At 66.3% G+C, this 25,893-nt stretch carries 21 protein-coding genes; 10 read left to right on the top strand and 11 right to left on the bottom strand.

What is annotated here, in order from left to right; translation table 11 throughout:
* Positions 1-962: patatin-like phospholipase family protein (locus C5689_RS13130; protein ID WP_108917722.1), on the top strand; the 962-nt coding region annotated here is incomplete at its 5' end.
* A gap of 42 nt (positions 963-1,004) precedes the next feature.
* Here C5689_RS13130 and C5689_RS13125 read toward each other — a convergent pair.
* Both C5689_RS13125 and C5689_RS13120 read right to left on the bottom strand, forming a co-directional pair.
* Positions 1,005-1,436 (bottom strand): CBS domain-containing protein, encoded by a 432-nt coding sequence (locus C5689_RS13125; RefSeq protein ID WP_108917721.1) that lies wholly within the window; start codon positions 1,434-1,436, stop codon positions 1,005-1,007.
* 24 nt (positions 1,437-1,460) lie between these two features.
* Complete coding sequence (locus tag C5689_RS13120) at positions 1,461-2,255, bottom strand: rhomboid family intramembrane serine protease (RefSeq protein ID WP_108917720.1); 795 nt, start codon at positions 2,253-2,255, stop codon at positions 1,461-1,463.
* A 162-nt stretch (positions 2,256-2,417) separates the two neighbouring features.
* On the opposite strand from C5689_RS13120, the gene C5689_RS13115 reads away from it, so the two are divergent.
* Both C5689_RS13115 and C5689_RS13110 read left to right on the top strand, forming a co-directional pair.
* Positions 2,418-3,014, top strand: a complete 597-nt coding sequence (locus tag C5689_RS13115; protein WP_108917727.1) for a PAS domain-containing protein — start codon at positions 2,418-2,420, stop codon at positions 3,012-3,014.
* Between the two features lie 318 nt (positions 3,015-3,332).
* Positions 3,333-4,397, top strand: coding sequence for a sensor histidine kinase (locus tag C5689_RS13110; RefSeq protein ID WP_108917719.1), 1,065 nt, complete (start codon positions 3,333-3,335; stop codon positions 4,395-4,397).
* Here the strand turns inward: C5689_RS13110 and C5689_RS13105 are convergent, their stop codons facing one another.
* From C5689_RS13105 to C5689_RS13075, 7 genes are all read right to left on the bottom strand, one after another.
* Positions 4,398-5,264 (bottom strand): ATP-binding protein, encoded by an 867-nt coding sequence (locus C5689_RS13105; RefSeq protein WP_108917718.1) that lies wholly within the window; start codon positions 5,262-5,264, stop codon positions 4,398-4,400. It abuts the gene before it with no gap.
* Positions 5,265-5,336: 72 nt separating this feature from the next.
* Entirely contained in the window at positions 5,337-6,533 is a 1,197-nt protein-coding gene (locus C5689_RS13100) for a PepSY-associated TM helix domain-containing protein (RefSeq protein WP_108917717.1), read from the bottom strand.
* A 107-nt stretch (positions 6,534-6,640) separates the two neighbouring features.
* The gene (locus C5689_RS13095) at positions 6,641-9,193 is read right to left on the bottom strand and encodes a TonB-dependent siderophore receptor (protein ID WP_108917716.1); all 2,553 of its coding nucleotides are present in this window, start codon (positions 9,191-9,193) and stop codon (positions 6,641-6,643) included.
* Positions 9,194-9,352: 159 nt separating this feature from the next.
* Positions 9,353-10,300, bottom strand: a complete 948-nt coding sequence (locus tag C5689_RS13090) for a FecR family protein (protein ID WP_108917726.1) — start codon at positions 10,298-10,300, stop codon at positions 9,353-9,355.
* A 78-nt stretch (positions 10,301-10,378) separates the two neighbouring features.
* Positions 10,379-10,879, bottom strand: coding sequence for an RNA polymerase sigma factor (locus tag C5689_RS13085; protein ID WP_108917715.1), 501 nt, complete (start codon positions 10,877-10,879; stop codon positions 10,379-10,381).
* A 138-nt stretch (positions 10,880-11,017) separates the two neighbouring features.
* Complete coding sequence (locus C5689_RS13080; protein ID WP_108917714.1) at positions 11,018-11,413, bottom strand: hypothetical protein; 396 nt, start codon at positions 11,411-11,413, stop codon at positions 11,018-11,020.
* A 107-nt stretch (positions 11,414-11,520) separates the two neighbouring features.
* Positions 11,521-15,696 carry an SEL1-like repeat protein gene (locus C5689_RS13075; RefSeq protein WP_108917713.1) on the bottom strand — a complete coding sequence of 1,392 codons (4,176 nt, stop codon included), beginning with the start codon at positions 15,694-15,696 and terminating at the stop codon, positions 11,521-11,523.
* A 411-nt stretch (positions 15,697-16,107) separates the two neighbouring features.
* Here C5689_RS13075 and C5689_RS13070 point away from each other — a divergent pair, with 411 nt between their 5' ends.
* From C5689_RS13070 to pgeF, 7 genes are all read left to right on the top strand, one after another.
* The gene (locus C5689_RS13070; protein WP_108917712.1) at positions 16,108-17,898 is read left to right on the top strand and encodes an acyl-CoA dehydrogenase C-terminal domain-containing protein; all 1,791 of its coding nucleotides are present in this window, start codon (positions 16,108-16,110) and stop codon (positions 17,896-17,898) included.
* A gap of 90 nt (positions 17,899-17,988) precedes the next feature.
* Positions 17,989-19,197, top strand: a complete 1,209-nt coding sequence (locus C5689_RS13065) for an acetyl-CoA C-acetyltransferase (protein ID WP_108917711.1) — start codon at positions 17,989-17,991, stop codon at positions 19,195-19,197.
* A 25-nt stretch (positions 19,198-19,222) separates the two neighbouring features.
* Positions 19,223-21,430, top strand: coding sequence for a 3-hydroxyacyl-CoA dehydrogenase NAD-binding domain-containing protein (locus tag C5689_RS13060; protein WP_108917710.1), 2,208 nt, complete (start codon positions 19,223-19,225; stop codon positions 21,428-21,430).
* Positions 21,430-22,476 (top strand): aldo/keto reductase, encoded by a 1,047-nt coding sequence (locus C5689_RS13055; protein ID WP_108917709.1) that lies wholly within the window; start codon positions 21,430-21,432, stop codon positions 22,474-22,476. The genes C5689_RS13060 and C5689_RS13055 overlap by 1 nt, the downstream gene beginning before the upstream one ends.
* A 66-nt stretch (positions 22,477-22,542) precedes the next feature.
* Positions 22,543-23,361 carry a prolipoprotein diacylglyceryl transferase gene (lgt, locus tag C5689_RS13050; RefSeq protein ID WP_108917708.1) on the top strand — a complete coding sequence of 273 codons (819 nt, stop codon included), beginning with the start codon at positions 22,543-22,545 and terminating at the stop codon, positions 23,359-23,361.
* A complete protein-coding gene (locus tag C5689_RS13045; RefSeq protein WP_108917707.1) occupies positions 23,358-24,440 on the top strand; it encodes a class I SAM-dependent methyltransferase in 1,083 nt (360 codons plus the stop codon). Before lgt ends, C5689_RS13045 begins: the two co-directional genes overlap by 4 nt.
* Positions 24,437-25,234, top strand: a complete 798-nt coding sequence (gene pgeF / locus C5689_RS13040; protein ID WP_108917706.1) for a peptidoglycan editing factor PgeF — start codon at positions 24,437-24,439, stop codon at positions 25,232-25,234. Before C5689_RS13045 ends, pgeF begins: the two co-directional genes overlap by 4 nt.
* Here the strand turns inward: pgeF and C5689_RS13035 are convergent.
* Positions 25,231-25,593, bottom strand: coding sequence for a HepT-like ribonuclease domain-containing protein (locus C5689_RS13035; protein WP_108917705.1), 363 nt, complete (start codon positions 25,591-25,593; stop codon positions 25,231-25,233). The two genes, pgeF and C5689_RS13035, sit on opposite strands and share 4 nt — an antisense overlap.
* Positions 25,593-25,886 carry a nucleotidyltransferase family protein gene (locus C5689_RS13030; RefSeq protein WP_108917704.1) on the bottom strand — a complete coding sequence of 98 codons (294 nt, stop codon included), beginning with the start codon at positions 25,884-25,886 and terminating at the stop codon, positions 25,593-25,595. The genes C5689_RS13035 and C5689_RS13030 overlap by 1 nt, the downstream gene beginning before the upstream one ends.
* Between the last annotated feature and the right edge of the window lie 7 nt (positions 25,887-25,893).

Genomic DNA, 25,893 nt, shown 5'->3' with positions numbered 1-25,893 from the left:
CCCCGCCGCTCCCCCGCGAGCCCGCCCCGCCCCCGGTTCGGCCCAAGATCGGCCTCGCGCTCGGCGCCGGCGCGGCGCGCGGCTGGTCGCATATCGGCGTGCTGCGCGAATTGGCGGCGCATGGCATTGTGCCCGATGTGGTCGCCGGCACCTCCATCGGCGCCGTGGTCGGCGCCTGCTACGCGGCCGGCAAGCTCGACGCCGTAGAAGCCTTCGCGCGCTCAATGACCAAAAGGCGCGTCTTCACTTTCATGGATATCTCCTTTTCCGGCATGAGCCTCATCGGCGGCGAGCGCCTGCGCGCGGCGCTCGAGAAAGAGCTGACCGACCTTTCGATCGAGGATCTGCCGCTCCGCTTCGCCGCTGTCGCCACCGAGGTCGGCACGGGGCACGAGGTCTGGCTGAAGCGCGGCGCGCTGGCGCCGGCGGTGCGCGCCTCCTACGCTCTGCCCGGAATTTTCGAGCCGGTGCGCATCGGCGACCGCTGGCTCTTCGACGGCGCGCTCGTCAATCCGATTCCGATCACCGTCTGCCGGGCGCTGGGCGCCGATTTCGTGATAGCGGTCAATGTCACCGCCGATACGATGTATCGCTCCCATGTGATCCACGACCACCACGCCCATGCCGCCGGCGGCCGCGCGAAAGAAAGCGCGCCTTTCGTCGACGCCTCGGAGCCGGGCCTCGCGGCGCATCTGCTGCCGCGCTATTTCCAGCGCCGCCCCGGCGCCGCGCCCAATGTCGCGGCCTCGATGATCGACGCCTTCAACATCATTCAGGATCGCATATTGCGCTCGCGCATGGCGGGCGATCCGCCGGACGCCACCATCCACGCCCGCCACGAGGACGTCGGCATGTTCGACTTCCACCGCGCCGAGGAATTGATCGAGCTCGGCCACGAGGCGACGAAACGCTCGCTGCCCAACATCTTCGCCCATATACCGCTGGTCGGCGCGACGCCGTGAGCCGCCGAAAGCGGCTCCGGCGTCACCCTGGCGGAGCGGCTCTCAGGCCGTCGCTATATAGGCGCGCAGCTCCTGGCGCTCGGACTCGATCTCGTCGATACGGCATTTGACTACATCGCCGATCGAGACGAGGCCCGCGAGACGCCCCTCGCGCAGAACCGGCAGATGACGGCGGCGCTCCACCGTCATCGCCTCCATCGTCGCTTCCAGGGTATGATCCTCGCTGATCGACATGGGATCGACGGTCATGAAGCGCGCGACCTCGTCGCAGAGCGCCTCGACGCCACGGCGCGCTATGGCGCCGACGATATCGCGCTCGGTGATGAGGCCGACGACCTCGTCATCATCGTCGACGACGACGAGCGCGCCTATGCCGCGGCGGGTCAATTCCTCCGCCACTTGCAGCAATGTCCGGCCCGGCGCGATGGTGACGACCTCCGCCCCCTTGCGGGCGAGTATGCGGGCGACGTTCATTTCGAAATTCCTCCCCTCTCGCTGTTATCGCCGTCTCTCGCGGCCTCCGTCCTCACGCCGGCGGTCGAATGCGCCGAACAGCAAAAGGCCGGCCGCGAAGCCTCCGACATGCGCCTCCCAGGCGATCTGCTCCGTCGACCCCGCCGCCCCGGGGAACAGGCCGAAGATCAGATTGACCGCGAACCAGAGTCCGACGAAGGCGAGCGCGCGCCGGTTGGACCAGAGCTCGGCGAGGCTCGCCGCGCGCCGCGACTCGTGCTGGACGCCGAACTGCGCATCCTGGGCGAAAGCGAAACGCGCGCTCGCCGCCATGGTTCCCGAGATGGCGGCGGAGGCGCCGACGACCGGACCGAGATCGAAGGGATGGACCGCGAAATGCGCCGCCGCGCCCGCCGCCGCCGTCAGCGCCAGAAAGGCGAGGAAGCGCGCCGCGCCGAGCCGGCGCGCGAGAGGCGAGCCGAAGGCCGCGAGCGTCACGCCATTGACGGCGAGATGCGTCCAATTGGCGTGCAGCAGCGCATAGGTCACGAAAGTCCACCAGGGCAGATGCTCGGCGCCTAGAGCCTCGGCGATATCGCCGGCCTCGACGCCGGGCGCGAGCTCGCCCGCCAGGGAGCGCATGAAAGCCTCCGGGGCGAGGACGATGGAAATCCGCGCCGGAACGAAGGCCAGCGCCGAGAAAATCTCGGAGACCCACGATCGCGGCAGCGCGCCCGCAGCGAACTGGATCGCCGCGAGCGCGACGAGCAGCGCCGTCACCTCACGGGGCAGATTGAGGATTTTCTCTCTCTCGGGTCTCGCTCCCAAGTGCTCGTTCATGTCTCGTCCGTCTTCGAATTGTGCGGACAGCCCTTCCGCGTGGTTACCGATTCCTTGCCGCTGGCACGCGGCCTGCTCTTCAGCTCTCGCCGCTCGGGGGCGGGCGGCAGGGCGCGCCGATTCGACGCAAAGCCCTTCACGATACGCCGTTTTGGAAACAAAATGAGACACAAGGTCAACCAGCAACTCTACGCCTATTGGAGCCGCCTGAAAGGGGCGCGGTCGGCTCCCGAGCGATCCGAGATCGACCCGGCGGAGATTCGCGAGGCTCTGCCAGACTCCTTCATCATCGAAATCGATGAGGCGGGCCGCTTTCCGATCCGGCTGTGCGGCACACGGCTCAATGCGCTCTGGCTCGACGAGCAGAAAGGCAAGTCCTTTCTCGATCTGTGGTCTCCCGACGACCGTCGCACGCTCGCCTCGGTCATGCTGACCGTCATCGACGGGGTGGCGCCTGTGGTCGCCGGAGTCGAAGGGCGCGCCGGCGACGACGGCGACCTATTGGAGCTCGAGCTGCTCCTGCTGCCCTTGCGTCATTTCGGCAAGACGCACTCCCGCGTCCTCGGGGCTCTCGCGCCCGCCCGTCGTCCGCGCTGGCTCGGCGTCGCCCCGGCCGATCCGCTGCGGCTGAAATCCTTTCGCATCATCGCGCCGAGCGAGGCGCGCTTTCGTCTGCTGGAGCCGGCCAGCCGGCGCGTGGTGCGCCCCGCCGCGGCGGGGCGGCCGGAGCTCGTTCTCTATCGGGGCGGCAAGGTGTGACGCGCGGCGCGCGCCCGATCGGGATGAACGCCACGAAGGGCGCTCACACTCCGCCCCGCAATACAGGCGGGCCGAGCCGAAGACGTTCGAGTAGAATAGAACCGAATTTAATCGAATTGTCAGCGCTTCAAAACACATTCGACTCGGCACAGTCCTAGCTATTCGGCAAATCGAGCGAGTGTCGTGTCAATTTTTTCTTTACCTCGGCGTGGCCTCGGGCCAGTATCCGCAAAGGGAGACTGTATTCGGAGAGACGAGAGCTCGATAATGCGCGCGGAGAAACCGCGCTGCGGCCGGATACGATCATAAGGAGGGAGAATGTCGGAGGCCGCGACGGCCGACGACTGGCGTCGACTCGTGTTCGATGAGACAGTCGCGGGGTTTCTGCTCGTCGACCAATTGGGGAAGATCGTCGGCGCCAACGCCTGGGCGCGCCGCATGTTCGGCTTTGTCGCCGAGGCGGAGATCGTCGGCCTGCCGCTCTCCCTTCTGCTGCCGGGAGCGTCGCCGGTCGCCGGCGGCTCCGATCTCGGCCTGCAAGGCCTTCGCCGCGACGGGGCGCGCTTTCCGGTCGATACGCATTTCTCCTCGCTCGCGCGCGACGGCGCGACGATCCTTCTGGCGACGATCGTCGATCTGCGCGAAACCAACGCCGAGGAGGCGGCGCTCATCGCGCGCGCCGAGGAGCTCGAGCGCGTCAATGAGCGTCTCGCGCGTTTCGCCTTCGTCGCCTCGCAGGATCTTCAGGAGCCGCTGCGCAAGATCGCGGTCTTCGGCGATCTGATGGAGGAGGCCATTCTGCGCCGCGACACGGACGAGATTCTGCGCGCCAATGAGGTGATGCGGCTTTCCGCGCTGCGCGCCCGCGCGCTGGTGCAGGATCTTCTGTCCTTCTCGCGCATCGTGAATGATGAGCTCGAGCTCGCCTCGCTCGATCTGCGCGCGGCGATCGAGCTCGCGCTCGCGGCCTTGTCGCAGACGATCGCCGAGACCAGAGCGCAGGTGGAGATCGATCTGCCCGATGTCGCCATCGAGGCCGACGCCACGCAATTTCAGCGTCTGGTGCAGAATATTCTCGCCAACGCCATCAAATACAGAAAGCCCGGATTGCCGGCGACGATCGACGTCAGGGCCTTTCGCGACGAGAATTCGCTCTGCCTCGCCATAGCCGACGAGGGCATCGGCTTCGAGGCGCAATATGCGCACAAGATATTCGAGCCGCTGAAACAATTGCACAGCAAGGTCGATTATCCGGGCTCGGGCGTCGGCCTCGCCATCTGCAAGGCGATCGCCGATCGCCATGGCTGGCGCCTCAGCGTCGAGGCGCAGCCCGATGTCGGCGCGACCTTCTTCATCGCGCTGCCGCTCCGCGACGCGAGCTGATCAGCCGTCGAGGCGCTTGCCCAGCCGTCCGGCGAGCTCCTGCACATATTGCCAGGCGACGCGCCCCGAGCGCGCGCCGCGGGTGATCGACCATTCCAACGCCTCGCGCGCGATCTCTTCTCGCGGCGCATCGAGCCCATGATGGCGGGCGTAGCCGAACACCATGGCGAGATAATCGTCCTGCGAGCAATTGTGGAAGCCGAGCCAGAGGCCGAAACGATCGGAGAGCGAGACCTTCTCCTCCACCGCTTCGCCGGGATTGATCGCCGAGGAGCGCTCGTTCTCCATCATGTCACGCGGCAACAAGTGCCGCCGGTTGGAGGTGGCGTAGAAGAGGGCGTTGCGCGGCCGCCCTTCGACGCCGCCCTCCAGCACGGACTTCAAGGATTTATAGCTCGTCTCGGCGCCGTCGAAGGAAAGATCGTCGCAAAACAGCAGAAAGCCGAACGGCTTTTCGCGCAGAATGGCGAGCAGCGTCGGCAGGCTCTCTATGTCCTCGCGATGAATCTCGATGAGCTTCAGCGGCCGCAAACAATCCTTCTCGCGCGCGACGGCCGCATGAACAGCCTTGACCAGCGAGGATTTGCCCATGCCGCGCGCGCCCCACAGCAAAGCGTTGTTGGCCGGCAGCCCGCGCGCGAAGCGGCGCGTATTGTCGATGAGCTGATCGCGCTGCCGCGCCACGCCCTCGAGCAGCGAGAGATCGACGCGATTGATCTGCGCGACCGCCGAGAATTCGCCGCGCGCCGCCCGCCAGACGAAGGCTTCCGCGCAGGAAAAATCCGGCGCGCGCGGCGGCGGCGGGGCGAGCCGCTCCAGCGCGGCGGCGATGCGCTCGAGCAATGCGAGCTTGTCCTGATCCGACATGAGGGCTCCTCGGCCGCACGACGGGCGCCGCGCGGGCGCCGTCTTATAGCAGAAGCGGACTGCGCGCGAAATTCATCCCGCCTGCGCATGAGCGCGCCGGGCGCGTCTCTTCTGCAGCCAGCGGATGAGTCCGGTGACGAACAGCAGCGGACAGAGCAAGCCGCTCGCCATCACCATCAGTCGGCCCGTCATGCCGAAGGCCTGTCCCGAATGAAGCGGCCATTGCCAGCGTAGGAAGGCGTCCCCTGCCGTTCCATGCGCGACATCCTCGATGCGCGAGATCGCGGCCGAATAGCGGTCGACGAGAAGCGAGCGCGAGCGAATGAACCGGCTGACGCCCGGCAGATCGTCTTGATAGACGGTGAAGACGCCCTGCTCGTCCTGAGGAAAGTCGACGCGTTCCACGCGCCCGTCCGGCGAGCGCGCCATCGCCGCTGCAACGGCGCTAGGAAAGCCGATCGGCGCGCGGCCGACCGCGGGCTCCGATTTGTGCTCCAGGCTGCCGCCGTCGGTCAGAGGCGCGACATGATCGACGATCCAGACGAAGGGCGCGCGCAGATTCATGTAGATTCCCGACATCAGCACGGCGAGCAGAACGGCCGCCGAATAGACGCCGCCGAGCTTATGGAGGTCGTAATTGAGACGCTCCGCCTTGGCTCCACGCTTCAATGTGAGGGCCGAGACCCATTTTCCCGGCGTCGGCCACCAGAGGTAGAGGCCCGAGACGATCGAGACCATCAGCAGGATCGCCGCGACGCCGACGACGTCTCCGCCGTCGTCGATCAAGTCGCTCAATAAGAGCGACCAGTGCAGCTGGAACAAGAAGCCCATCAGCGCGTGGCGAAACGGACTCTGCTTCGAATAATAGAGGCGGTCCGCAGTTTTCGTCGCGTCATAGGGGTCGAGGCCGAATCTGCGCGTGTCACCGTCGAGATCGTAATAGAAGAGATAGCTGGAGCGCTCGTCGCGCGGCAGCCAGACATGCGTGACTCGCCCGTTCTGCGGCGTTGCGGAGACCATCGCCTTCTCGATCGTCTCGAGCGGCGCGAAGTCGCGCGCGCCGCCCGGTCGCGCGGCGACGATCCGCAATTGCGGATCGAGCCAAGCGTCGACCTCGTGCCAGAAGACGAGAATGCTGCCGGTGACGCCGATCACGACCAGCATCGCGCCGGCGACGAGACCGATATAGAGATGAATGTCGAGCCAGAGTTTGCGCCACGCCTTGCGCGCCTGGCGTGAACGAGCGTCGCGAGATGCGCCCTCGACCATGTCCTGTCCTTCTCTCGAATCGCCGCCGTCGTCGGAAGCGCGGCGACTCGGCGCCGTAAGGCGGTCGCTCGATGGTCGCTACGCTCTTCGCGACTATGGCCGGCGCGTCACCATTTGAAGCTCACCTGCCCGAGGAAGGTGCGCGGCGCGCCATAGGCGGCCGAGTTGTATCCATTGCTGTTCTCGAAATAGCGCGCATCGCCGATATTCTTGACGTTGAATCGGAAGGCGACGTCATGTCCGGCGATGACCGTGCGCCAGGACGCCATGGCGTCGAATTTCACATAGGCCGGCATATACCAGCTGTTGTCATTGCTGCCATAGCGGCGATCCATCGCATAGAAGCCGGCGCCGAATTCGAAGCCTTCGCGCGCGCCGGGGGCAGTGTCCCATTTCGCCCAGAGGCTGCCGACATTGGGCGCGGCGCCATAATAGCGCTTGCCGACATTGCCATTGTCATTGTCGTCGGTGATCTTCACCGAGTTGAAGGTGTAGCTGCCGATGACGCTCAGATTCTCGGTGACTTGGCCAGCGATGTCGAATTCGATTCCGCGGCTCGTCACCTCGCCGACGGCGAGAGAGAAGGCGGGGTTGAACGGATCGGACTGCAACACATTCTTCTTGCGCAGATCGAATAGGGCGAGGCTCGTCGACAGGCGTCCGTCCATCCAGAGCTTCTTGACGCCGACTTCCCATTGCAGCCCGCGCTCCGGCGGGTAGATATCTCCCCCCGAGCTCTTGCCATTGTTCGTCCCGGCGGAGCGCGTGTAACTGCCGTAGAGAGAGGTGTCGCGATCGAGCTTGACGAGAAGCCCGGCGCGTGGCGACAGCGGCGTCTTATCGGCGTAACGGTCGAGCGGAAAAGGCGAGCAGGCGGGATAGCATTCGGCGGAATCGCTGCCGTAGGTCGTGCCGTAGCGCTCCTCGGCCTTGTCGTAGCGGCCGCCGAGAAGAAGATGCACGCGGTCGTCGAGGAAGCTGATCTGGTCCTGCACATAGGCGCCGAAATTCTGCCAGCGGCTCGCAAAAAGCGTGTTGTTGCGGCCGAGATCGGCTGTGTAATGCATGAGCGGCCCGACCCCTCTGTAGGACGGCGTCCATACATTCAGCGACGGAAAGGACGAGAGCCATCCCGTGCTCGGCCAGTCGTCGCCATAATGGAACCAGTCGACGCCGGCGAGGAGCGCATGATGGATCGGCCCCGTGTCGATCTCGCCGATCAGATTGAGATTGGTCGAGAGCTGATAACGCTTCACGACTCCGGCGTAGAAGCTGCGATTCAGGGTGACGCCATCGAATCCCGCGTTGAAGATCGCGTTCTGATTCTCATGGGCGTCGACATAGTGAAAGGCGTTCGTCACCTTCCATTTGTCGGCGAGGCGCCATGTCCAGTCGAAGGCGTAGACGGTGCGATGGACGACATAGGGAAATTGCGACCAGTATTCGGGATCGGCCTGATTATAGCGTCTCGGGAGATTGGCCGGTCGATCGTTGAAGCCTCGTATCGTGAGCGGCTTGCCGAGATCGTCATAGAGCAGATTGACTGGAATCTGACCGGGTCGGATCGACTTCATCTGCTCATAGTGCTCGAATTGCACATTGGCTTCGAAGTTTTCGGTGGGACGGAAGGTGAGATAGAGCGCCGCCGCGCCATTGTTCCGATGGTTGAAATTCACGAAAGAATCGGCGCGGTCATAGACGCCCATCACCCGGTAGAGCACGGTTTTTTGATCGTCGATCGGGCCGGTGACGTCGGCGATGGTGCGCGAGAGGCCCCAGCTCCCGAATTGCGTGTCGAGCGTCGCCGCGAATTCCTCCTGCGGCCGCTTGGTGACGACATTGACGAAGCCGCCGGGCTCGATGCGTCCGTAGAGCATGGAGGCTGGGCCTTTCACCACCTCGACGCGATCGGTGAAAGCCATGTCGACCGCGCCGCCGGTTCCGTCGATGCGCAATCCGTTGCGATAGGTGTGGCCATAGCCGCTGCTGAAGCCGCGGATGAGGAAGTCGTCGTAGAAACGTCCCGAGTTGTCGGCCTGCACGCCGGAGACGTTCTGCGCCGCCTCGAGCACGTTGAGAATCTGGCGGTCGCGAATGACCTCGCGCGGCACCACCTGCACCGATTGCGGCGTGTCGATCAGCGGCGTGTCGGTTCGCGTGGCGCTCGTCGTCGAGGAGCGGGCGTAGCCCGTCTCGCGCGAGGGACCGCCGGAGCCGCTACGCCCAGGGCCGCCTCGCTCCTTGGCCCGTCGCCCGTCCTCCGCGCCGATGTCGATCGTCGGCAGCGGTTCCGCCCCACCCGCGTCATTGCGCTGCCCCGCGTTTTGCGCCAGCACGATCAGCACGGAATTTCCGTCCGCCGCCACCTCGTAATTCAGCCCCGAGCCGGACAGCAGCTTTTCCAGCGCGGCGTTCAGCGTATGCGTTCCCTCGAGCCCGCGCGTCGTCAGCGTCCGCGTCAGCGTCGTGTCATAGACGATCAGCACGCCGCTCGTATCGGCGAGGCGCGTCAGCGCCGTCGACATGCGGCCTGCGGGAATCGAATAGGCGCGGACGATCTCGACGATCTCTTTGTCCGGCATTTGCGCATGGGCGCGGGCGTCGTCGGCGCCGCCGATCGCCAATGCGCTCAACACTGTGGCCAGCGCCGTCGCGCCCATGATCGCACTCCCGGCGTCGCCGCCGCTCCGCCTCGAAACCCGTCTCGCCATCGGCGCCCCTCGCATCTTTTCGGGGGCTCGAACGTCCCCTCACCGAGTTGGACGCGGCACGGCCTCCGGCGAGGAGGTCGATCGATGAAGTTTTTTGCGCTGCTCCTCTCAGCCTCCGATCAGCGTGACGAAGCCGAGAGAGACGGCGCGAAGTCCGAGCGATTTTTGGATAGCGCGCAACGCCGCCTCGGGGTCGCGGGTCTCGAAGACGCCGGTCACGCGCCGCCCGCGCAGGCTAGGGTCGACGAGCGCGATATATCCGCGGCGATAGCGCGAGAGGGTCGCCAGCACCTCGGCGAGCGGCTTGTCGTCGAAGATGAGCTTGCCGCGCCGCCAGGCCGTCACCTGATCCGTATCGACCGGATAGGGCGACACCGCCGCCACGCCCGGCGCGAAGGCGCTCTGTGCGCCTTCCTCGACGATGACGCTCGGGCCGGCGCCCGAAAGCCGCACGCGATGCTCGGTCACTGTGACTTCCGTGCGCGCGCCCTGGATCGAGACGTCGAAGGCGGTGCCGAGCGCGGTCGCCGTTCCCGCCGGAGTGGCGACCGAAAAGGGCCGGGCGGCGTCGGGCGCCACGGCGAACCAGGCCTCGCCCCGCAGCAGCGTCACGCGCCGCTCGCCGCCGGCGAAATTCGTCTCCAGAGCGGAGTCGGGGCCGAGCTCCACGCGCGAGCCATCCTCGAGGAGGAGGCTGCGCAGCTCGCCGGTTTCGGTGAGGTGGCCGGCGCGCCAGCGGATCGACAATTCGTCATAGGAGAGGGCGAGCGCCAGAGCGAGGCCGGCCACAGCCGCCGCGGCGCGAAGCCCCGGCCGGGTGAAACGCGGCCGGGGCTTCGCCGCCGGTTGGAGGCGCGGGCGCAAAATTTCCAGATCGCCCCACAGGCGGCAGATATCGTCGAAGGCGACCTTATTGGCGGGCTCCGCGGTCAGCCAGGCGGCGAAGGCCTCGCGCTCCGCTGGCGTCGTGGCGCCCGAGTCGAGCCGCATCCACCAGGCGATGGCGGCGCGCCTTCGCTCCAATTGCGCTTCGCCCGGGGCGTCGTCCTCGCTCATGGTCTCCGCAGAGGTCTCGAGAATGGGGCTCTCATAGGATAGGACGCGCCGATCCTGCAAAAGGGGAGGTCGGCGCCGTCAATCGAGCGCCGCCCGGCAGCGCTCCATGGCGAGCCGCAGATGCTTTTCCACCATATTGCGGGAGACGCCCATGCGCGCGGCGATCTCCTCATGGCCGAGGTCCTCGAAGCGGCGCATGACGAAAGCCTGCCGGCATTTGGGCGGCAGCGCCTCTATCGCCTCCATGAGGCGGCGGGCGAGCTCCTCCGTCTCATAGAGCGCGTCCGGCGCCACGGCGGGCTCCTCAATCTCCTCGGGCGCGTCGCCGGGGATGAAATATTTGGCCTCGCTGTCGCGGCGGCGAGCGAAGTCGCGCGTGAGATTTATGGCGATCTGCTTCAGAAAGGCGGGCGGATCGGCGACATTCTCGAATTCGTCTCGGCGGATCGCGCGCACGAAAGTCTCCTGCAGCAGGTCGGAAGCGTTCTCCGGCCCTACGCGGCGCTTGAAATAGTCGAGCAGCGCGCGCTTGTTGCGGCGAAACAGCTCGCGAAAACGGTCGGACTTCTGATCGGGCATGATCGCCTTTCGGCGGCGGAGCGGCGCGGCTGGAATCGCACGCCGGTTCGGCGTTGCGAGCGCGTCGATGCGAGAGCCTGGAATCGTGTCGGAGGTCGGCGGCCGCGGGCCGGGAGAGGTCTGGCCGCCTGCTGGCGCTCAGGCGCGCGGCGGCGCGCGCGAAAACTGCCGGAAGCCGGTCGCTCCGGCCACCGGCCGCGCGTCGATCTCCACTACGCCGCCCGTCGCCGCGGCGTCGCGCGGCAGCAGCTGGAGCAGCGTCGCCGCCGCCAGCGCCGGCAGCTCGGCGTCGCCATGGGCGTAGGAGAGCGGGCAATAGAGGCAATGGCCGGGCTGGTCGGGCGCGGTCGGCGCATGGCCGCCGTCGGGCGTCACGCTGCAGAGGCGGTTCGCCGCGGCGAGCTCTGGCTCCATCGGCGCGGGACGACTCTCGGAAAAGGCGAGGGCGACGATCTGAATCAGCAGCAGAGCCGCCATCCCCCTGGTGAGGAGAGCGCGCGCGAGCCGCCACAGGCCGGGCCGAAACTTCGCCATGGCGCCAGGGTCGGCAATGGCGGAAGAAGCGTCAAGAGGCAAAACGCCCCGCGGCTGGCGCGAGGCGTCGAATTCTGTCCGCCTGTCGCCGCGGCGACACAGGGACTTCAGAGCGCCGAGACTTTCGGCTTGCCGACGGGCTTTCCCTCCGGCTTGGCTGGCGCCTTGGCGTTCTCCCAGCCGCCGGGCGGCGGCGGCGCGTCATTGGCGGCGCTGTCCGGCTGCTTGGGATGGAAGCCGTCGACGAGGGCTTTGGCGGCCGCCATGTCCTTGGAGTCGAGCCGAGCGCGCACCTCGTCGCGCTTCTTGGCGGCGTCCTCGTCGCCCTGCGCGGCGGCGGCGGCGAACCACAGATAGGATTGCGTCAGATTCTGCGGAACGCCGAGGCCGCGGGCGCAGAGAATGGCCAGATTGAACTGGCTGTCGCGCACGCCATATTCGGCCGCCTTGCGGAACCATTGCGCCGCCTGGTCGTAGTCCGGCTTGCCGTCGCCGCCGCCGGCGAAGAGCACGGCGAGATTATGCATGGCGCGGGCGTTGCCGGCGTCGGCGGCGCGCTTGTACCAGGAGAGCGCCTTGGCGTAGTCGCGCTCGACGCCCATACCCTTCTCATAGATGGAGCCGAGCCGATATTGCGCCGGGGCGAAGCCCTTGTCGGCCGCCTTCTCGAACCATTGGAAGGCGAGCTTGGGATCGCGCGGCGCGCCGCCGCGGCCCTCCGCATAGCGCAGGCCGAGCTCATATTGCGCATGGGCGTCGCCGGAGGCGGCGATCTCCTTGATGGTCGCGAACACATCCTGGCGCGGCGTCACGGGGGCGGTCGCCGCCGGCGTTCCGATCGCGCCGACCGGCAGAGGATCGATGGTCTGCGCGCCGAAACGTCCGGGGGCCGGAACCTGCGGATTGGGCGAGAAGGAGCCGACGCCCGAAGCTCCGGGCGCGAGCGAGGGGACGCCGAGCGGTTTCGGAGAGAGGGCCGGCGCTTTGGCGGCGGGCTCCGCCGCGGAGAGCGCCGCGGGAGCGGAAGTCGCGGCGGCGGGAGCGCTCGGCTCCGCGGCGGCGTCCTTGGCGGAAGGCGCGGGCGCGGCGGCTTCCGGCGCCGATTTCTCGGCCGGGACGGAGGCGGTCGCCTCGTTCGGCTCCGCCTGAATGGCGGAGGCCTGCGGCGCCGGATCGTCGAGCGTGACGCGGGCGATCTGATAGGCGCCATAGAGCAGCACCAGCACGCCGACGCCGAGCAGCAGCGGCCGACGCCGCGATTGCAGCGCCGCGCCCACTCCGCCGCCCGTCGCCGCGACTCGCTCGGGCTCCTGCTTCTGCTCGGCGGCGATCTTCTTGGCCGCCTTGCCTTGCGCCGCTTTGCCCTGCGCCGCGGCGGCCTGGGCGTCGACCGCGGCCTGCTGGGCGGCGCGGCGCGCGGCCGCGATGAAATCCTGCTGCACCGAGCCGGAGCGATCATTCTCGCGGGAAATCGTCGGCTCGCGGCGCGGACGGCGCTCGCCCGGCTCCAGCAGCATGTCCTCGACGTCGCCGACCGGCGCCGCCGGCTTCACCCGCGCCGCGGCGCGGGGCGGGGCCTCGACGGCGACCGGCTTGGCCTTGCGCAGATCGGTCAGCTCGTCCTCGAACATGGAGAGACGTTCGACGACGCGCTGCAGCGTCTCATGGACGGCGGCGAGCGTCTGATTGGTGCGATGGCCGGCCTCGTCCTGGAAATTGCGGAGCTCGGAGAGCTCCTTTTCCAGCGCCTCCTGCAATCCGCCAGGAACGCCGTTAAGGGCGGTCGCGTCGCGCAGCGCATCCTGCGCGGCCTCGCGCGCGGCGATCTCGGCGACGCGCATGGTGGAACTGCGCGTCTCCTCGACTTTGGTCGCCAGCGCGCCGAGGGCGCGCTCTATGGCGGAGAAGGAATCGGCGTTGATATCGGAGCGGTCGAGCCGCTCCGCCAGTCGGCCGATCTGCGCTTCCAGCGCGGTGAAAGTGGTGCGGTCGGCGTCCGGATCGAGCGCCGCGTCCATCTTCTGCGCGAGCTGCCCGACCAGTTCCGCCAATTGCAGATTGGCGTCGTCGGCGCGCCGGCGCGCAGTCGAATCGATGCGCGCCGCGAGCTCGGCGTGGACATGGTCGATACGCTCGGCGAGCGCCCGCAATTGCTCCGAGCCCGCCGATTTCTGCGCGCCGGCGGCGACCGGCTGCAAACGCTGCTCGAGCTTCTCGATCTTGCGGCCGAGCTCGTCGAAGCCCGGATGAACGATTCTTGCCTCTGTCGCCGCGTCGATCTTCTCGGCCAGCGAGGCGAACAGCCGCTCGAACTGATTGGGATCGACGCCGGAGCCGCCGCGCTTGCGTTTCATCTCCGCGCGCAGCTCGTCCATATTCTTGGCGATCTCGCGCAATTGCTCCGCATCGGCGGATTGCTGCGCGGGAGCGGCGGGCTGGTGGAGACGCTGCTCGAGCTTCTCGATCTTGCGGCCGAGTTCATCCACGGGATGGACGATCTTGGCTTCGGCCGCCGCGTCGATCTTTTTGGCGAAGGAGGCGAAGAGCTGCTGGACCTGATCGACGTCGACGCCCGCGCCGCTGCGCTCTATGCGCGCGGCGAGCGATTTGTGGACCTGCTCGATGCGCTCGTTGATCTCGTCGAAGCGCTTGCCGCCGCCCGATTTCGTCGAGATGTTGTCGAGCTTGGCTGCGAAATATTCGAGCCGGCGCTCGAGCGCGGCGAAGGAGCCGCCGATCTCGGTGGAGACGATGGAGCGAATGCTCTGCACGAGCTCGCTCACATCCTTGGCCGTCGCGACATTGACGCCGGCGCTGAGCTCGTCGACCTGCGACGTCAGCGCGGCGATGCCGGCCTCGAGCTTCTCGATCGGCAGCGGACGGCGCGCGACCGCCTTCAGCAGCTCGTGAATTTCGCGCGTCTCGCCGGCGATCTCGTCGAGGGCGGCGCGATCGGCGCCGCCGGCGGCGTGCTGCTCGGCGAGCTTTTCGTTCAGCGCCCGCACTTCCTCATAGAGGACGTTGACGACCCGGCTCGGATCGAGATCGCGCAAGACCGAGACGAGATCGGCGGTGAGGCGCTCGATCGGCGCCAACACGATTTCCTCGACGCCATAGTGACGCTGCGCCGCGACGCACTCGGTCAGCTCGCGCAGAGCGGATTCGACGGCGGCGACGGAGGCGCGCGGCGCGAGATCGACGAGGGCGCGGGAGAGGCCCTCGAGATCGCAGCGCAGAAGATCGATCTGGGCGACGACGGCCGCCTGCTGCTCGCCTTGGACGTTCTGCTCGGCGCGCGTCGCCGCGAGCTGGCGCGAGAGCGCCTCGATGGATTCGGCGAGACCGTCGAAGATCGCCGGCCGCGCCTCGATCGCCGGCCGGACGACTTCCGCCTCGCGGGCGCCGATCTGCTCGCCGAGCGCGCGCTGGCGTTCGGTGATTTCGGCGACGGCGTCGGCGAGCGGACGCCGCGTCGCAGCGCGACGCTCGCGTTCCTGCCGCCTCTCGCTCTCGCGATTGTCGCGCGCGCTCTCGTCGCTCTCCTGTCGACGGCGCGCCTCCGCGGCGCGGCGCCGGTCCTCGGCCTCCTCGTCGAGTCGCGCGGCGATATCGGCGAGCCGCTGGTCGAGCGCGCCGAGCGCGCTCTCGAACTCATAGGCGCGGTCGTCGCTCGAGAGGCTGTCGATGCGCGCCTCGAGCCGCGCCAGAGCGTTGCGGATCGGCTTCACGCCTTCGTCGGGACGGGTGGAGATGCGCTCTTCTATATGGCCGAGCCGCTCCATCACGGCGCCGATATCGTCGCCGAGCCGCGCCCGGCTCGAATGGTTGCGATCGATCAGCCTGGCGAGGCCGGAGAGGGCGTTCGCGGTCTTGCGCTCGCTCTCGGCGGAGCGCCGCTCGAAAAGGGCGACGGCGTCGTCGACGATGGCTTTGGCGTCCACATCGCCGCGGCCGCGGCTGCGAATCGAAGCCGGGCGGAAATCCTCATCCGGCTCCTCCTCGCGCAAATCGCGCCTCGGCGAAGCGTCGCGGCGCAGTCGGCCGCGATCATTGCGGCCGTACATGCGGGAGCGCAGCGCGCGGCGACGCGCCGGAGCGGACGAATCGTCATCGTCGACGGCGAAGGAACGGTCGTCGATATGCGCTTTTTCTTGCGCTTTTTCTTGGATCACATCATCGAGCCAATCCGAAAGGCTCTTGCCCGAGCGCCGCGCCGCAGCGCGTGCGACATCGCGGGTCTCGTGATGTATGCCTTTGAAGCTCCAGGGAAATGCCTCTGTCATCGGATATCCGGCGGGCTCGACCCGTGTTGGCTCTGGGGAAAACTGGACGAGCGACGACTCGAGAGGCGCGAATCGCGCCGGAACGCTGTGAGGGCGGGGGACGCCATCGCCGGGGAATTTCGTTCGAAGAAGGTAAATAAAGGGTTAACGCTTGCGTGGAGCCGACCGGCGCGCGGCCTATTGCGCACGCGGGTCCGGCTCTCTACCTATTGCTGGGCAGAATGCGCCGTCGGAACCATGATTCATTCGTGGAATGAAGGGCTTGGCCGACGGCGTTCGAATTCGGCCGAGTTGCGATTTCGTAACCACGGAGGCGCATAGTCCCCATTCCCGTCGGCCGATGACCGGGAAACCGCCTATCTCGGGCGAATACCTAGCGAAAACAAACGATCCGCGCAGGGAGAGCCGCTCATGCCGATCTACAAAGCCCCCGTGGACGACACTTTATTTCTGCTGAACGACGTTCTGCATCTCGAACGTTACGGCAATCTCGCCGGCTTCTCCGATGTTCCGCCGGACGTGCTGGCGCAGATCATCGGCGAGGCGGGGAAAATCTGCGAGGAGCGGCTGCAGCCTTTGAACCGCAGCGGCGATGCGGAAGGGTGTGGGTTGGACTCTTCCGGCGAGGTGACGACGCCGGCCGGCTTCAAGGAGGCCTATCGGGAGTTCGTCGCCGGCGGCTGGGTGGGGCTGGCGGTTCCGCCCGAATATGACGGACAAGGCCTCCCCTATACGTTGGCCGTGGTGATGAACGAGTTCGCCTCGGCGGCCAACATGTCCTTCGCAATGTATCCGGGCCTGACGCAAGGCGCGCTCGCCGCGCTGCTGCGCCATGGCAGCGAGGAGCAGAAGCGCCTCTTCGCGCCGCCCATGGCGGCGGGCCGCTGGACCGGCACGATGAATCTCACCGAGCCGCAATGCGGCACCGATCTCGGCCTGCTCACCACCAAGGCGAGCCCGCGCGCGGACGGCTCTTACGCCGTCACCGGGCAGAAGATTTTCATCTCCGCCGGCGAGCATGATCTTTCCGAGAACATCATTCATCTCGTGCTCGCGCGCATCGAAGGCGCGCCGGCCGGGGTGAAGGGAATCTCGCTCTTCATCGTGCCGAAATACGAGGTGAATCCCGATGGGACTCTCGGCGCGCGCAACGCCGTGCGCTGCGGCGCGCTCGAGCATAAGATGGGCATTCACGGCAACGCCACATGCGTGATGAATTATGACGGCGCCAGGGGCTTTCTGGTCGGCGAGCCCAATCGGGGCCTCAATGCGATGTTCGTGATGATGAACGAGGCGCGGCTCGGCGTCGCCGTGCAGGGTCTCGCGCAATCGGAGGTCGCCTATCAGAATGCGGCCTCCTACGCCAAGGAGCGCCTGCAAGGACGCGCGCTCACCGGCGCGAAGAACGCCGGCGGCGGCGCCGATCCCATCATCGTGCATCCGGATATTCGGCGCGGCCTCATGGAGATGAAAGCCTTCAACGAGGCGGCGCGCGGCCTCGCTCTCGCCACCGCGCTCGACAGCGATATCGCGCATCGTTCCGAGGACGCCGAGGCGCGTCAGGCGGCGGAGGATCGTCTCGGGCTGCTGACGCCGGTGCTGAAGGGCGTGCTCACCGATCTCGGCTTCGAGAGCGCGGTGAAGGCGCAGCAGATATGGGGCGGGCACGGCTACATAGACGAGAATGGCGTCGGGCAATTCGTGCGCGACGCGCGCATCACCATGATCTATGAGGGCGCCAATGGCATTCAGGCGCTCGATCTCGTCGGCCGCAAATTGCCCAAGGACAATGGCCGCGCCGCAATGGCCTATTTCGCCGAGGTGAGCGAGTTTATCGCCCATGAGAGTTCCGACGAGATGAAGCCCTTTGTGGAGCCGCTGAAGGCCGCGCTCGGCGATTTGCAAAAGGCCACGATCTGGCTGATGCAGAATGCGCTCGCCAAGCCCGACAATGGCGCCGGCGCATCTTATGATTACATGCATCTCTTCGGCCGCGTGGCGCTCGGCTACACATGGGCGCGCATCGCCCGCGCGGCGCTCGCCAAGAAAAAGGAGGCGCCCGGCGATGGAGCCTGGCTCGACACCAAGCTGACGACGGGCCAATTCTATATGGAGAAGATGCTGCCCGAGACGGGCTTTCGTCTGGCGCGCATCACGGCGGGCGTCGATACGCTGATGAGCCTGCCTGCGGAGATGTTTTGATGAGCGGAGGCCGACGAGTCGATTGACAGCAACCCTCGACCTCGGAGTGGTTTTCGATTCTGCGCGCTCCCGAAGAAAACGGAGTTCCTCATGTCCGAAGCCTATATCTACGACGCCGTGCGCACGCCGCGCGGGCGCGGCAAGCCGGATGGCTCGCTGCATGAGGTGTCGAGCCTCGGCCTCGCCGTCACCGCTCTTTCCGCGCTGAAGGAGAGGAACAATCTCGACGGCGCGCCGGTCGATGATGTGATCCTCGGCTGCGTCGATCCGGTCGGCGAGGCGGGCGGCGACATCGCCCGCGCCGCGGCGATCGCTGCCGGCTATGGCTATGAGGTCCCCGGCGTGCAGATCAATCGCTTCTGCGCTTCGGGTCTCGACTCGGTGAATTTTGCGGCGGCGCAGATCATGTCCGGCCAGCACGAGCTGACCATCGGCGGCGGCGTCGAGAGCATGAGCCGCGTCGGCATCGGCGCCTCCGGCGGCGCCTGGCCGGTCGATCCCACCATCGCCATTCCCTCCTACTTCATGCCACAGGGCGTCTCCGCCGATCTCATCGCGACGAAATACGGATTCTCGCGCGACGACGTCGACGCTTATGCGGTGCAGTCGCAGCAGCGCGCCGGCCGCGCCTGGGAGGAGAAGCGCTTTTCGAAATCCATCGTGCCGGTGAAGGACGTCAACGGCCTCACCATTCTCGATCGCGACGAGCATATGCGCCCCGCGACCGATATGCAGTCGCTCGCTGCGCTGAAGCCGTCATTCGCTTTCTTCGCCGAGCAGGCGGGCTTCGACGCTGTGGCCATTCAGGCGCATCCCGACGTCGAGAAATTGAATCATGTGCATCACGCCGGCAATTCCTCCGGCATCGTCGACGGCGCCGCTGCGGTTCTGCTCGGCTCGAAGGAAGCGGGCGAGCGTCACGGGCTGAAGCCCCGCGCCCGCGTGCGCGCTTTCGCCAATATCGGCTCCGAGCCGGCGCTGATGCTGACTGGTCCTGTCGATGTGACGAAGAAGCTGCTCGCCAAGGCCGGCATGAGCCTTTCCGACATCGACCTCATAGAGGTGAACGAGGCTTTCGCCGCCGTGGTGCTGCGATTCATGCAGGCTTTCGGCCTCGACGATTCCAAGGTGAATGTGAATGGCGGCGCCATCGCCCTCGGCCATCCGCTCGGCGCCACGGGCGCGATGCTGGTCGGCACGGCGCTGGACGAATTGGAGCGCAGCGGCAAGTCCACGGCGCTGGTGACGCTCTGCATCGGCGCGGGAATGGGAACCGCGACGATCATCGAGCGCGTGTGAATTTCAAGCCTGCGGGAGCGACCCGATGAACCTCGTCAATTTCCGTTTCGAGACCGGCGCCGACGGCGTCGCTCTGCTCACCTGGGACAGCCCCGACCGCTCGATGAACGTCATCACCTTCGAGGTGATGGACGAGCTGGAAAAAGTCATCGACGAGGTGGCGAGCAATCCTGAGATCAAGGGCTGCGTGATCGCCTCGGGCAAGCCGGCTTTCTCTGGCGGCGCCGATCTCTCCATGCTGCAGAAGAGCGCGGTGGAATACGCCAAGGCCGTGCGCGAGCAGGGCGAGGAGGCTGCGATGAAGCAGTTCTTCGAAGGCGCGCGCAGACTGTCGCTGCTCTATCGCAAGCTCGAGACCAATGGCAAACCCTTCGCCATCGCCATTCACGGCGCCTGTCTCGGCGGCGCTTTCGAGCTCGCGCTCGCCTGCCATTATCGCGTCCTCTCCGACTCTGACAAAACCAAGGTCGGCCTGCCGGAAATCAAGGTCGGCCTCTTCCCCGGCGCCGGCGGCACGCAGCGTATCGCGCGGCTGATGCAGACGGGCGACGCGCTGCAATTGCTGTTCAAGGGCGAGCAATTGAAGGCGGCGAAAGCCAAGGCCGCCGGACTCGTTCACGAGCTCGCGCCGGAAGGCGAGATCGTCGAGCGGGCGCGCGCATGGATCGTCAATGGCGGCAAGGGCAAGGCGCCTTGGGACGTCGAAGGCTTCAAGCCGCCGTCGGGCCGTGTGTTCTCGCCGGGCGGCATGATGGTGTGGCCCGCCGCCAACGCCATTTATCGCCGCGAGACCTTCGACAATTATCCCGCCGCCAAGGCCATATTGCACAGCGTGTTCGAGGGGCTGCAATTGCCCTTCGATCTCGGCTTGCGCGTCGAGGCGCGCTGGTTCGCGCATATTCTGCGCTCCAAGCAGGCCGCGGCGATGATCCGCTCGCTGTTCCTCTCCAAGAATGAGCTGGAGAAGGGCGCGCATCGGCCGAAGGAGATTCCGCCGGCGAAATTCGCCAAGATCGGCGTGCTCGGCGCCGGCTTCATGGGCGCTGGCGTCGCCTATGTCAGCGCGCTCGCCGGCATAGAGGTGGTGCTGATCGATCGCGATCAGGAGAGCGCCGACAAGGGCAAGGCCGTCATAGACAAGCTCGTCTCCGGCCAGGTGTCGCGCGGCCGCGCCACCGCCGCCGAAAGGGAAGCGCTGCTCGCGCGCATCACAGCGACGCCCGATTATGAGAAGCTCGCCGGCGCCGATCTCATCGTCGAGGCCGTGTTCGAGGAGCGCGGCGTGAAGGCGGAAGTGACGAAAAAGGCGCAGGCCGTCGTCGGTCCCGATGTGATCTTCGCCTCCAACACCTCCACTCTGCCGATCAGCTCGCTGGCCGAGACGTCGCTTCGCCCCGAGAATTTCGTCGGCATTCATTTCTTCTCGCCGGTCGAGAAAATGCTGCTCGTCGAAGTGATCCGCGGCAAGAAAACGAATGACCGCGCCGTGGCGACGGCGCTCGATTTCGTGCGCGTGCTGAAGAAGACGCCGATCGTCGTCAATGATTCGCGCGGCTTCTACGCCAATCGCTGCGTGCTGAATTTCGTGCGCGAAGGGCACATAATGCTCACCGAAGGCGTGCCGCCGGCGATGATCGAGACCGCCGCGCGCATGGCCGGAATGCCGGTCGGCCCGCTCTCGCTCAATGACGAGATCGCGCTCGATCTCGCCTGGAAAATCCATCTCGCGACCAAGAAGGATCTCGGCGCAGCCGCCGTCGATCCGACGCAGGAGCGCGTGCTGCATTTCATGGTGGAGCAGGAAGGGCGTCTCGGCCGCAAGAACGGCAAGGGATTCTATGATTATCCGGCGAGCGGCAAGAAGAGCCTGTGGCCGGGCCTCTCGGCGCTCGCCGACAAGAAGCTCGATCCCGACGCCATAGATGTGGAGGAGCTGAAGCAGCGTTTCCTCGTCGTGCAGGCGGTGGAGGCGGCGCGCGTCTTGTTCGAGGGCGTCGTCACCGATCCGCGCGAGGCGGATGTCGGCTCCATTCTCGGCTTCGGCTTCGCGCCTTTCACCGGCGGCACTTTGTCTTACATCGACGGTCTCGGAACGGCGGCCTTCGTCGCAATTTGCGACACGCTCACGCAGAAATATGGCGAGCGCTTCGCAGCGCCCGCCGAGCTACGCGAGATGGCGAAGAAGGGCGAGAGCTTCTACGGCAAATATGGCGCGCAGGCGAAGGCGGCGTGATGCGTTACAATCAGCTCGGCCGCACAGGCCTCTTCGTCTCGGAAATCTGCCTCGGCGCGATGACGTTCGGCGAGGCGGGCGGCGCTGGAATCTGGGGCGCGATCGCCGATGTCGATCAGCAGGCGGCGACGCGCATCGTCGAGCGCGCTTTCGCGGCGGGCGTCAATTTCATCGATACGGCCGATGTCTATTCCTTCGGCCGCTCGGAGAAAATGGTGGGGCAGGCGCTCGCCGATCTCGGCGTGAAGCGCAAGGATGTCGTCATCGCCACCAAATTCTATGGCGAGACCGGCGCCGGCCCCAATGATCGCGGCGCCTCGCGCGGACACATAATGGACAGCGTCGAGGCGAGCCTCGAGCGCCTGCAGACCGATCACATCGATCTCTATCAGATCCACGGCAATGACGCCGTGACGCCGATAGAGGAGACATTGCGCGCGCTGGACGATCTCGTCTCGCGCGGGTTGGTGCGTTACATCGGCCTCTCCAATTGGCAGGCGTGGCGCATCGCCAAGGCGCTCGGCGTCTCGGAGCGGCTGGGCTTTGCGCGCTATGAGACGGCGCAGGCCTATTATTCCATCGCCGGCCGCGATCTCGAGCGCGAGATCGTCCCGCTGCTCACAGAAGAAAAACTCGGCCTCATGGTGTGGTCGCCGCTCGCCGGCGGATTGCTCTCCGGCAAATATGGACCGGGCGCGCCGGAGGGCGCCGAGGGACGCCGCGTCTCCTTCGATTTCCCGCCCGTCGATCGGGAGCGCGCATGGGCCTGCGTCGCCGCCATGCGCGAGATCGGCGCGAAGCATGGCGCGAGCGTCGCCGAGGTCGCGCTCGCCTATGTGCTCGCCAAGCCCTTCGTCACCAGCGTCATCATCGGCGCGAGGCGCATCGATCAGCTCGAGCAAAATCTCGCGGCGGTAAAGCTGCAGCTCGATGCGCAAGATATGGAGCGGCTCGATGCGGTGAGCGCGCTGGCGAAGGAATATCCGGGCTGGATGCTCGAGCGTCAGGGCGCTTTTCGTCTCCCTGCGCCATTCGAGCCGAAATGAAGCGGTCATGACAGACGCGCCGTCGCGCGCTAAGCTCGCAGCCATTCGCTGCAACCACGAGTCGTCATGCCTATCTTCGCGCTTCCCTTTCCGATGATCGACCCCGTTCTCGTCGAGCTCGGACCGCTGCCCATACGCTGGTATGCGCTCGCCTATATCGCCGGGCTCGCGCTCGGCTGGCTCTATGCGCGCCGCCTCGTCTCGCGCGAGCATTTGTGGGGCGAGGTCGCGCATCCCTCGCGCGAGAGCCTCGACGATCTGCTCGTCTATGTCGCGATCGGCGTCATCATCGGCGGCAGGCTCGGCCATGTGCTCTTCTATGAGCGCGATTTTTATTTCCAGCATCCAGAAGAGATCGTGAAAACCTGGAAAGGCGGCATGGCCTTTCACGGCGGGCTCATCGGCGCGATCGTCGCCATGACCTTCTTCGCCTGGCGCGAGAAGATTTTCGCGCTCACCATCAGCGACATTTGCGCGGCCGTCGCGCCGATCGGAATTTTCTTCGGCCGCCTCGCCAATTTCATCAAGCCGGAAATGTGGGGCCGCGAGAGCGACGTTCCTTGGGCCATGGTGTTTCCCGGCGCGGGCGATGCGCCGCGCCATCCGAGCCAGCTCTATGAGGCGGGGCTCGAGGGCGTCGCGCTCTATATTCTGCTCGCCGTCGCCGTGCAGCGCGGCGCGCTGAAACGTCCTGGCCTCGCGACGGGTCTCTTCGGCGTCGGCTATGGCGTGGCGCGCATCGTCAGCGAATTCTTCCGCGAGCCCGATCATTCGGAGGCGTTGGACAATGGCCTCACAATGGGCATGGCGCTGTCGGCGCCGATGGTGCTGATCGGCGTCGGACTAATCCTCTATGCCTTGCGCCCGCAGAGAGTCGAAGCATGAGCGCATTGCGACAAGACATCGCCGAACTCGTCGCGCAGGACGGGCCGATCACGCTCGAAACCTATATGACGCTCGCCCTGTCGCATCCGTCGAAGGGCTATTACATGACGCGCGATCCTTTCGGCGCGGGCGGCGATTTCATCACCGCGCCGGAGATCAGCCAAATGTTCGGCGAGCTCATCGGCCTCTGGGCGCAGGAGGCGTGGCGCGCCGCGCAATCGCCTTCGCCGCTGCGCCTCGTCGAGCTCGGCCCCGGCCGCGGCACGCTGATGGGCGACGCTCTGCGCGTCGCCCGCATCGCGCCGGAGTTTCTCTCGGCGCTGGATGTGCATCTCGTCGAGACGAGTCCTCTGCTCGAGGCGCGGCAGCGGCAAACGCTGGCCAATGCGCCGGCTTCGGTTTCCTGGAGCGCGGATATCGCGCGCGTGCCGGATGGGCCGGCGATCATCATCGCCAATGAGTTTTTCGACGCGCTGCCGGTGCGTCATTTCGTGCAGACGGAGCGCGGGTGGAGCGAGCGTCTCGTCGGCCTCGACGACAGCGGGGCGCTGGCCTTCGGGGTCGGCGAGGGCGTCGAGCCGGACCTCACCGTCGCGGCGCAGGAGGGCTCGATCATAGAGATCGGCGCGATCGGCGCGCGCATCATGGGCGATATCGCCGCGCGTCTCGTCGCGCAGGGCGGGGCGCTGCTCGTCATCGACTATGGCTATACGCAGACCGCGCTGGGTGAGACATTGCAGGCGGTGTCGCGCCACGCCTATGTCGATCCGCTGGAGGCGCCGGGCGAGGCCGATCTCACCACCCATGTCGATTTCGCGTCGCTGGCGCGCGCCGCCGCCGCAGCCGGCGCGAAAGTGCAAGGGCCGGTGACGCAGGGCGCCTTTCTGCGCCAGCTCGGCGTCGTCGAGCGCGCGGAGGCGCTGAAGAAGCGCGCGACCACAGAGCAGCGCGCCGAGATCGACATTGCGCTCGCGCGTCTCATCGGCGCCGGCGATCCCAAGCGCGACATGGGCGAATTGTTCAAGGTCATCGCCGTGACGCATCCAGACATGCCGCTTCTGCCAGGGTTTTTTCAATGACCGAGACGACGGAGGCGCCGGGCGCGCTCGGTGCCGGCAATCTCGCTCTGCCGGGCGTTCGCCACGCTTTCTTCACGCGCGCCGGCGGCGTGTCGGAGGGCGTCTACGCCTCGCTCAACGGCGGCGTCGGCTCTAATGACGAAACCGCGCGTGTCGCCGAGAATCGCGCGCGCATGGCGCGGCGCATCGGCGCTGAGGCGCATCGTCTGCTCGTGCCCTATCAGATTCATTCGCGCGACGCGCTCTATGTCGCCGAGCCTTGGGTCGAGACGGAGCGGCCGCGCTGCGACGGTCTCGTCACCGATGTCGAAGGGCTGGCTCTCGGCGTCACCGGCGCCGATTGTGGAATGCTGCTCTTCGCCGATGCGCGCGCTGGAGTCATCGGCGCTTGCCATGCGGGATGGAAGGGCGCGCTCACCGGCATGATCGAGGCGACGATCGCTCTGATGGAGACGCGCGGCGCGCATCGCGCCGATATTCATGTCGCGCTCGGCCCGGCCATCGGCCGCGACAGCTACGAGGTGGGCGGCGAGTTCGTCGAGCGTTTCCTCGCCGAGGATGCGGCCTTCGCGCGGTTCTTCACGCCTTCGACGCGCGATGGGCATTCCATGTTCGATCTGCCCGCTTTCATCACGCGGCGCGTCGAAGCGGCGAATGTCGCTTCTTTCGAGAATTTGCGCATCGATACTTATGCGGATGAGGCGCGCTGCTTCAGCTATCGCCGCAGCGTGCATCGCAAGGAGCCGGATTATGGGCGGCTGGTGTCGGCGATCGCGATCGGCTACGCCTGTTAATCAGAAACAGGCTTTTTTCGTATGGATTCGAGTTCCGCGCGGCAGACTTTCTCCAATGGTTGGAGGTCGCTCTGCGCGAGCTTCCATAGGACTGCGGCGGCGACTGTCTCGTAGCTGTGCCGGAGCACATTGCCGATGCCGGCCACTTTCCGCCAAGGAATTTCCGGATGACGCGTTTTCAGCTCATCATCGAGATGCCGGCTGGCTTCGGAAATGATCTCGACGCCTCGTTCGACGAGCCATTGTCGCCGCCAATCGGCTTCGAAATCGTCGAGCGAGGCCTCCGCCATGCACTCGTGAATGCGCTCTATGGCTTCGAGGATGTCCTGTAGGCGCGGAACATTCGAAGGGATCGCCATCAGAACACACGCAACGCGGTTACTTCGATCCGTTCCCGCAACGCCTTGTGCAAGCTGTCGCGAGTCATGATGTCGACTGGGGTCCCGAGAAGGTCGCGCGCATAATCCTTTAGGTCCATCAGTTCGAAAAGGCCGAGCTCGCCTTTTCGATAGTCGAAAAACAAATCGACATCCGATGTCGAGCCGGCTTCGTCGCGAGCGGTGGAGCCGAACAAATAGAGACTGAGCACACCGAGCCGTCGCAGCTCGGCTTCGTGCGCTCTCAGTCGTTCCATGGCCTCGTCGCGTCTCATGGCTCTC

This window comes from Methylosinus sporium, from assembly GCF_003113265.1.
GTDB lineage: Bacteria > Pseudomonadota > Alphaproteobacteria > Rhizobiales > Beijerinckiaceae > Methylosinus > Methylosinus sporium.
This window is presented reverse-complemented; position numbering and strand designations above follow the sequence as displayed.

Coding starts and splice junctions, on each gene's coding strand:
- C5689_RS13095 (WP_108917716.1), bottom strand. CDS start 9,193: ATGGGCGCGACGGCGCTGGCCACAGTGTTGAGCGCATTGGCGATCGGC.
- C5689_RS13125 (WP_108917721.1), bottom strand. CDS start 1,436: ATGAACGTCGCCCGCATACTCGCCCGCAAGGGGGCGGAGGTCGTCACC.
- C5689_RS13035 (WP_108917705.1), bottom strand. CDS start 25,593: ATGGCGATCCCTTCGAATGTTCCGCGCCTACAGGACATCCTCGAAGCC.
- C5689_RS13075 (WP_108917713.1), bottom strand. CDS start 15,696: ATGACAGAGGCATTTCCCTGGAGCTTCAAAGGCATACATCACGAGACC.
- C5689_RS13115 (WP_108917727.1), top strand. CDS start 2,418: ATGAGACACAAGGTCAACCAGCAACTCTACGCCTATTGGAGCCGCCTG.
- C5689_RS13120 (WP_108917720.1), bottom strand. CDS start 2,255: ATGAACGAGCACTTGGGAGCGAGACCCGAGAGAGAGAAAATCCTCAAT.
- C5689_RS13070 (WP_108917712.1), top strand. CDS start 16,108: ATGCCGATCTACAAAGCCCCCGTGGACGACACTTTATTTCTGCTGAAC.
- C5689_RS13045 (WP_108917707.1), top strand. CDS start 23,358: ATGAGCGCATTGCGACAAGACATCGCCGAACTCGTCGCGCAGGACGGG.
- C5689_RS13085 (WP_108917715.1), bottom strand. CDS start 10,879: ATGCCCGATCAGAAGTCCGACCGTTTTCGCGAGCTGTTTCGCCGCAAC.
- C5689_RS13060 (WP_108917710.1), top strand. CDS start 19,223: ATGAACCTCGTCAATTTCCGTTTCGAGACCGGCGCCGACGGCGTCGCT.
- C5689_RS13030 (WP_108917704.1), bottom strand. CDS start 25,886: ATGAGACGCGACGAGGCCATGGAACGACTGAGAGCGCACGAAGCCGAG.
- C5689_RS13065 (WP_108917711.1), top strand. CDS start 17,989: ATGTCCGAAGCCTATATCTACGACGCCGTGCGCACGCCGCGCGGGCGC.
- C5689_RS13080 (WP_108917714.1), bottom strand. CDS start 11,413: ATGGCGAAGTTTCGGCCCGGCCTGTGGCGGCTCGCGCGCGCTCTCCTC.
- C5689_RS13105 (WP_108917718.1), bottom strand. CDS start 5,264: ATGTCGGATCAGGACAAGCTCGCATTGCTCGAGCGCATCGCCGCCGCG.
- lgt (WP_108917708.1), top strand. CDS start 22,543: ATGCCTATCTTCGCGCTTCCCTTTCCGATGATCGACCCCGTTCTCGTC.
- pgeF (WP_108917706.1), top strand. CDS start 24,437: ATGACCGAGACGACGGAGGCGCCGGGCGCGCTCGGTGCCGGCAATCTC.
- C5689_RS13100 (WP_108917717.1), bottom strand. CDS start 6,533: ATGGTCGAGGGCGCATCTCGCGACGCTCGTTCACGCCAGGCGCGCAAG.
- C5689_RS13055 (WP_108917709.1), top strand. CDS start 21,430: ATGCGTTACAATCAGCTCGGCCGCACAGGCCTCTTCGTCTCGGAAATC.
- C5689_RS13090 (WP_108917726.1), bottom strand. CDS start 10,300: ATGAGCGAGGACGACGCCCCGGGCGAAGCGCAATTGGAGCGAAGGCGC.
- C5689_RS13110 (WP_108917719.1), top strand. CDS start 3,333: ATGTCGGAGGCCGCGACGGCCGACGACTGGCGTCGACTCGTGTTCGAT.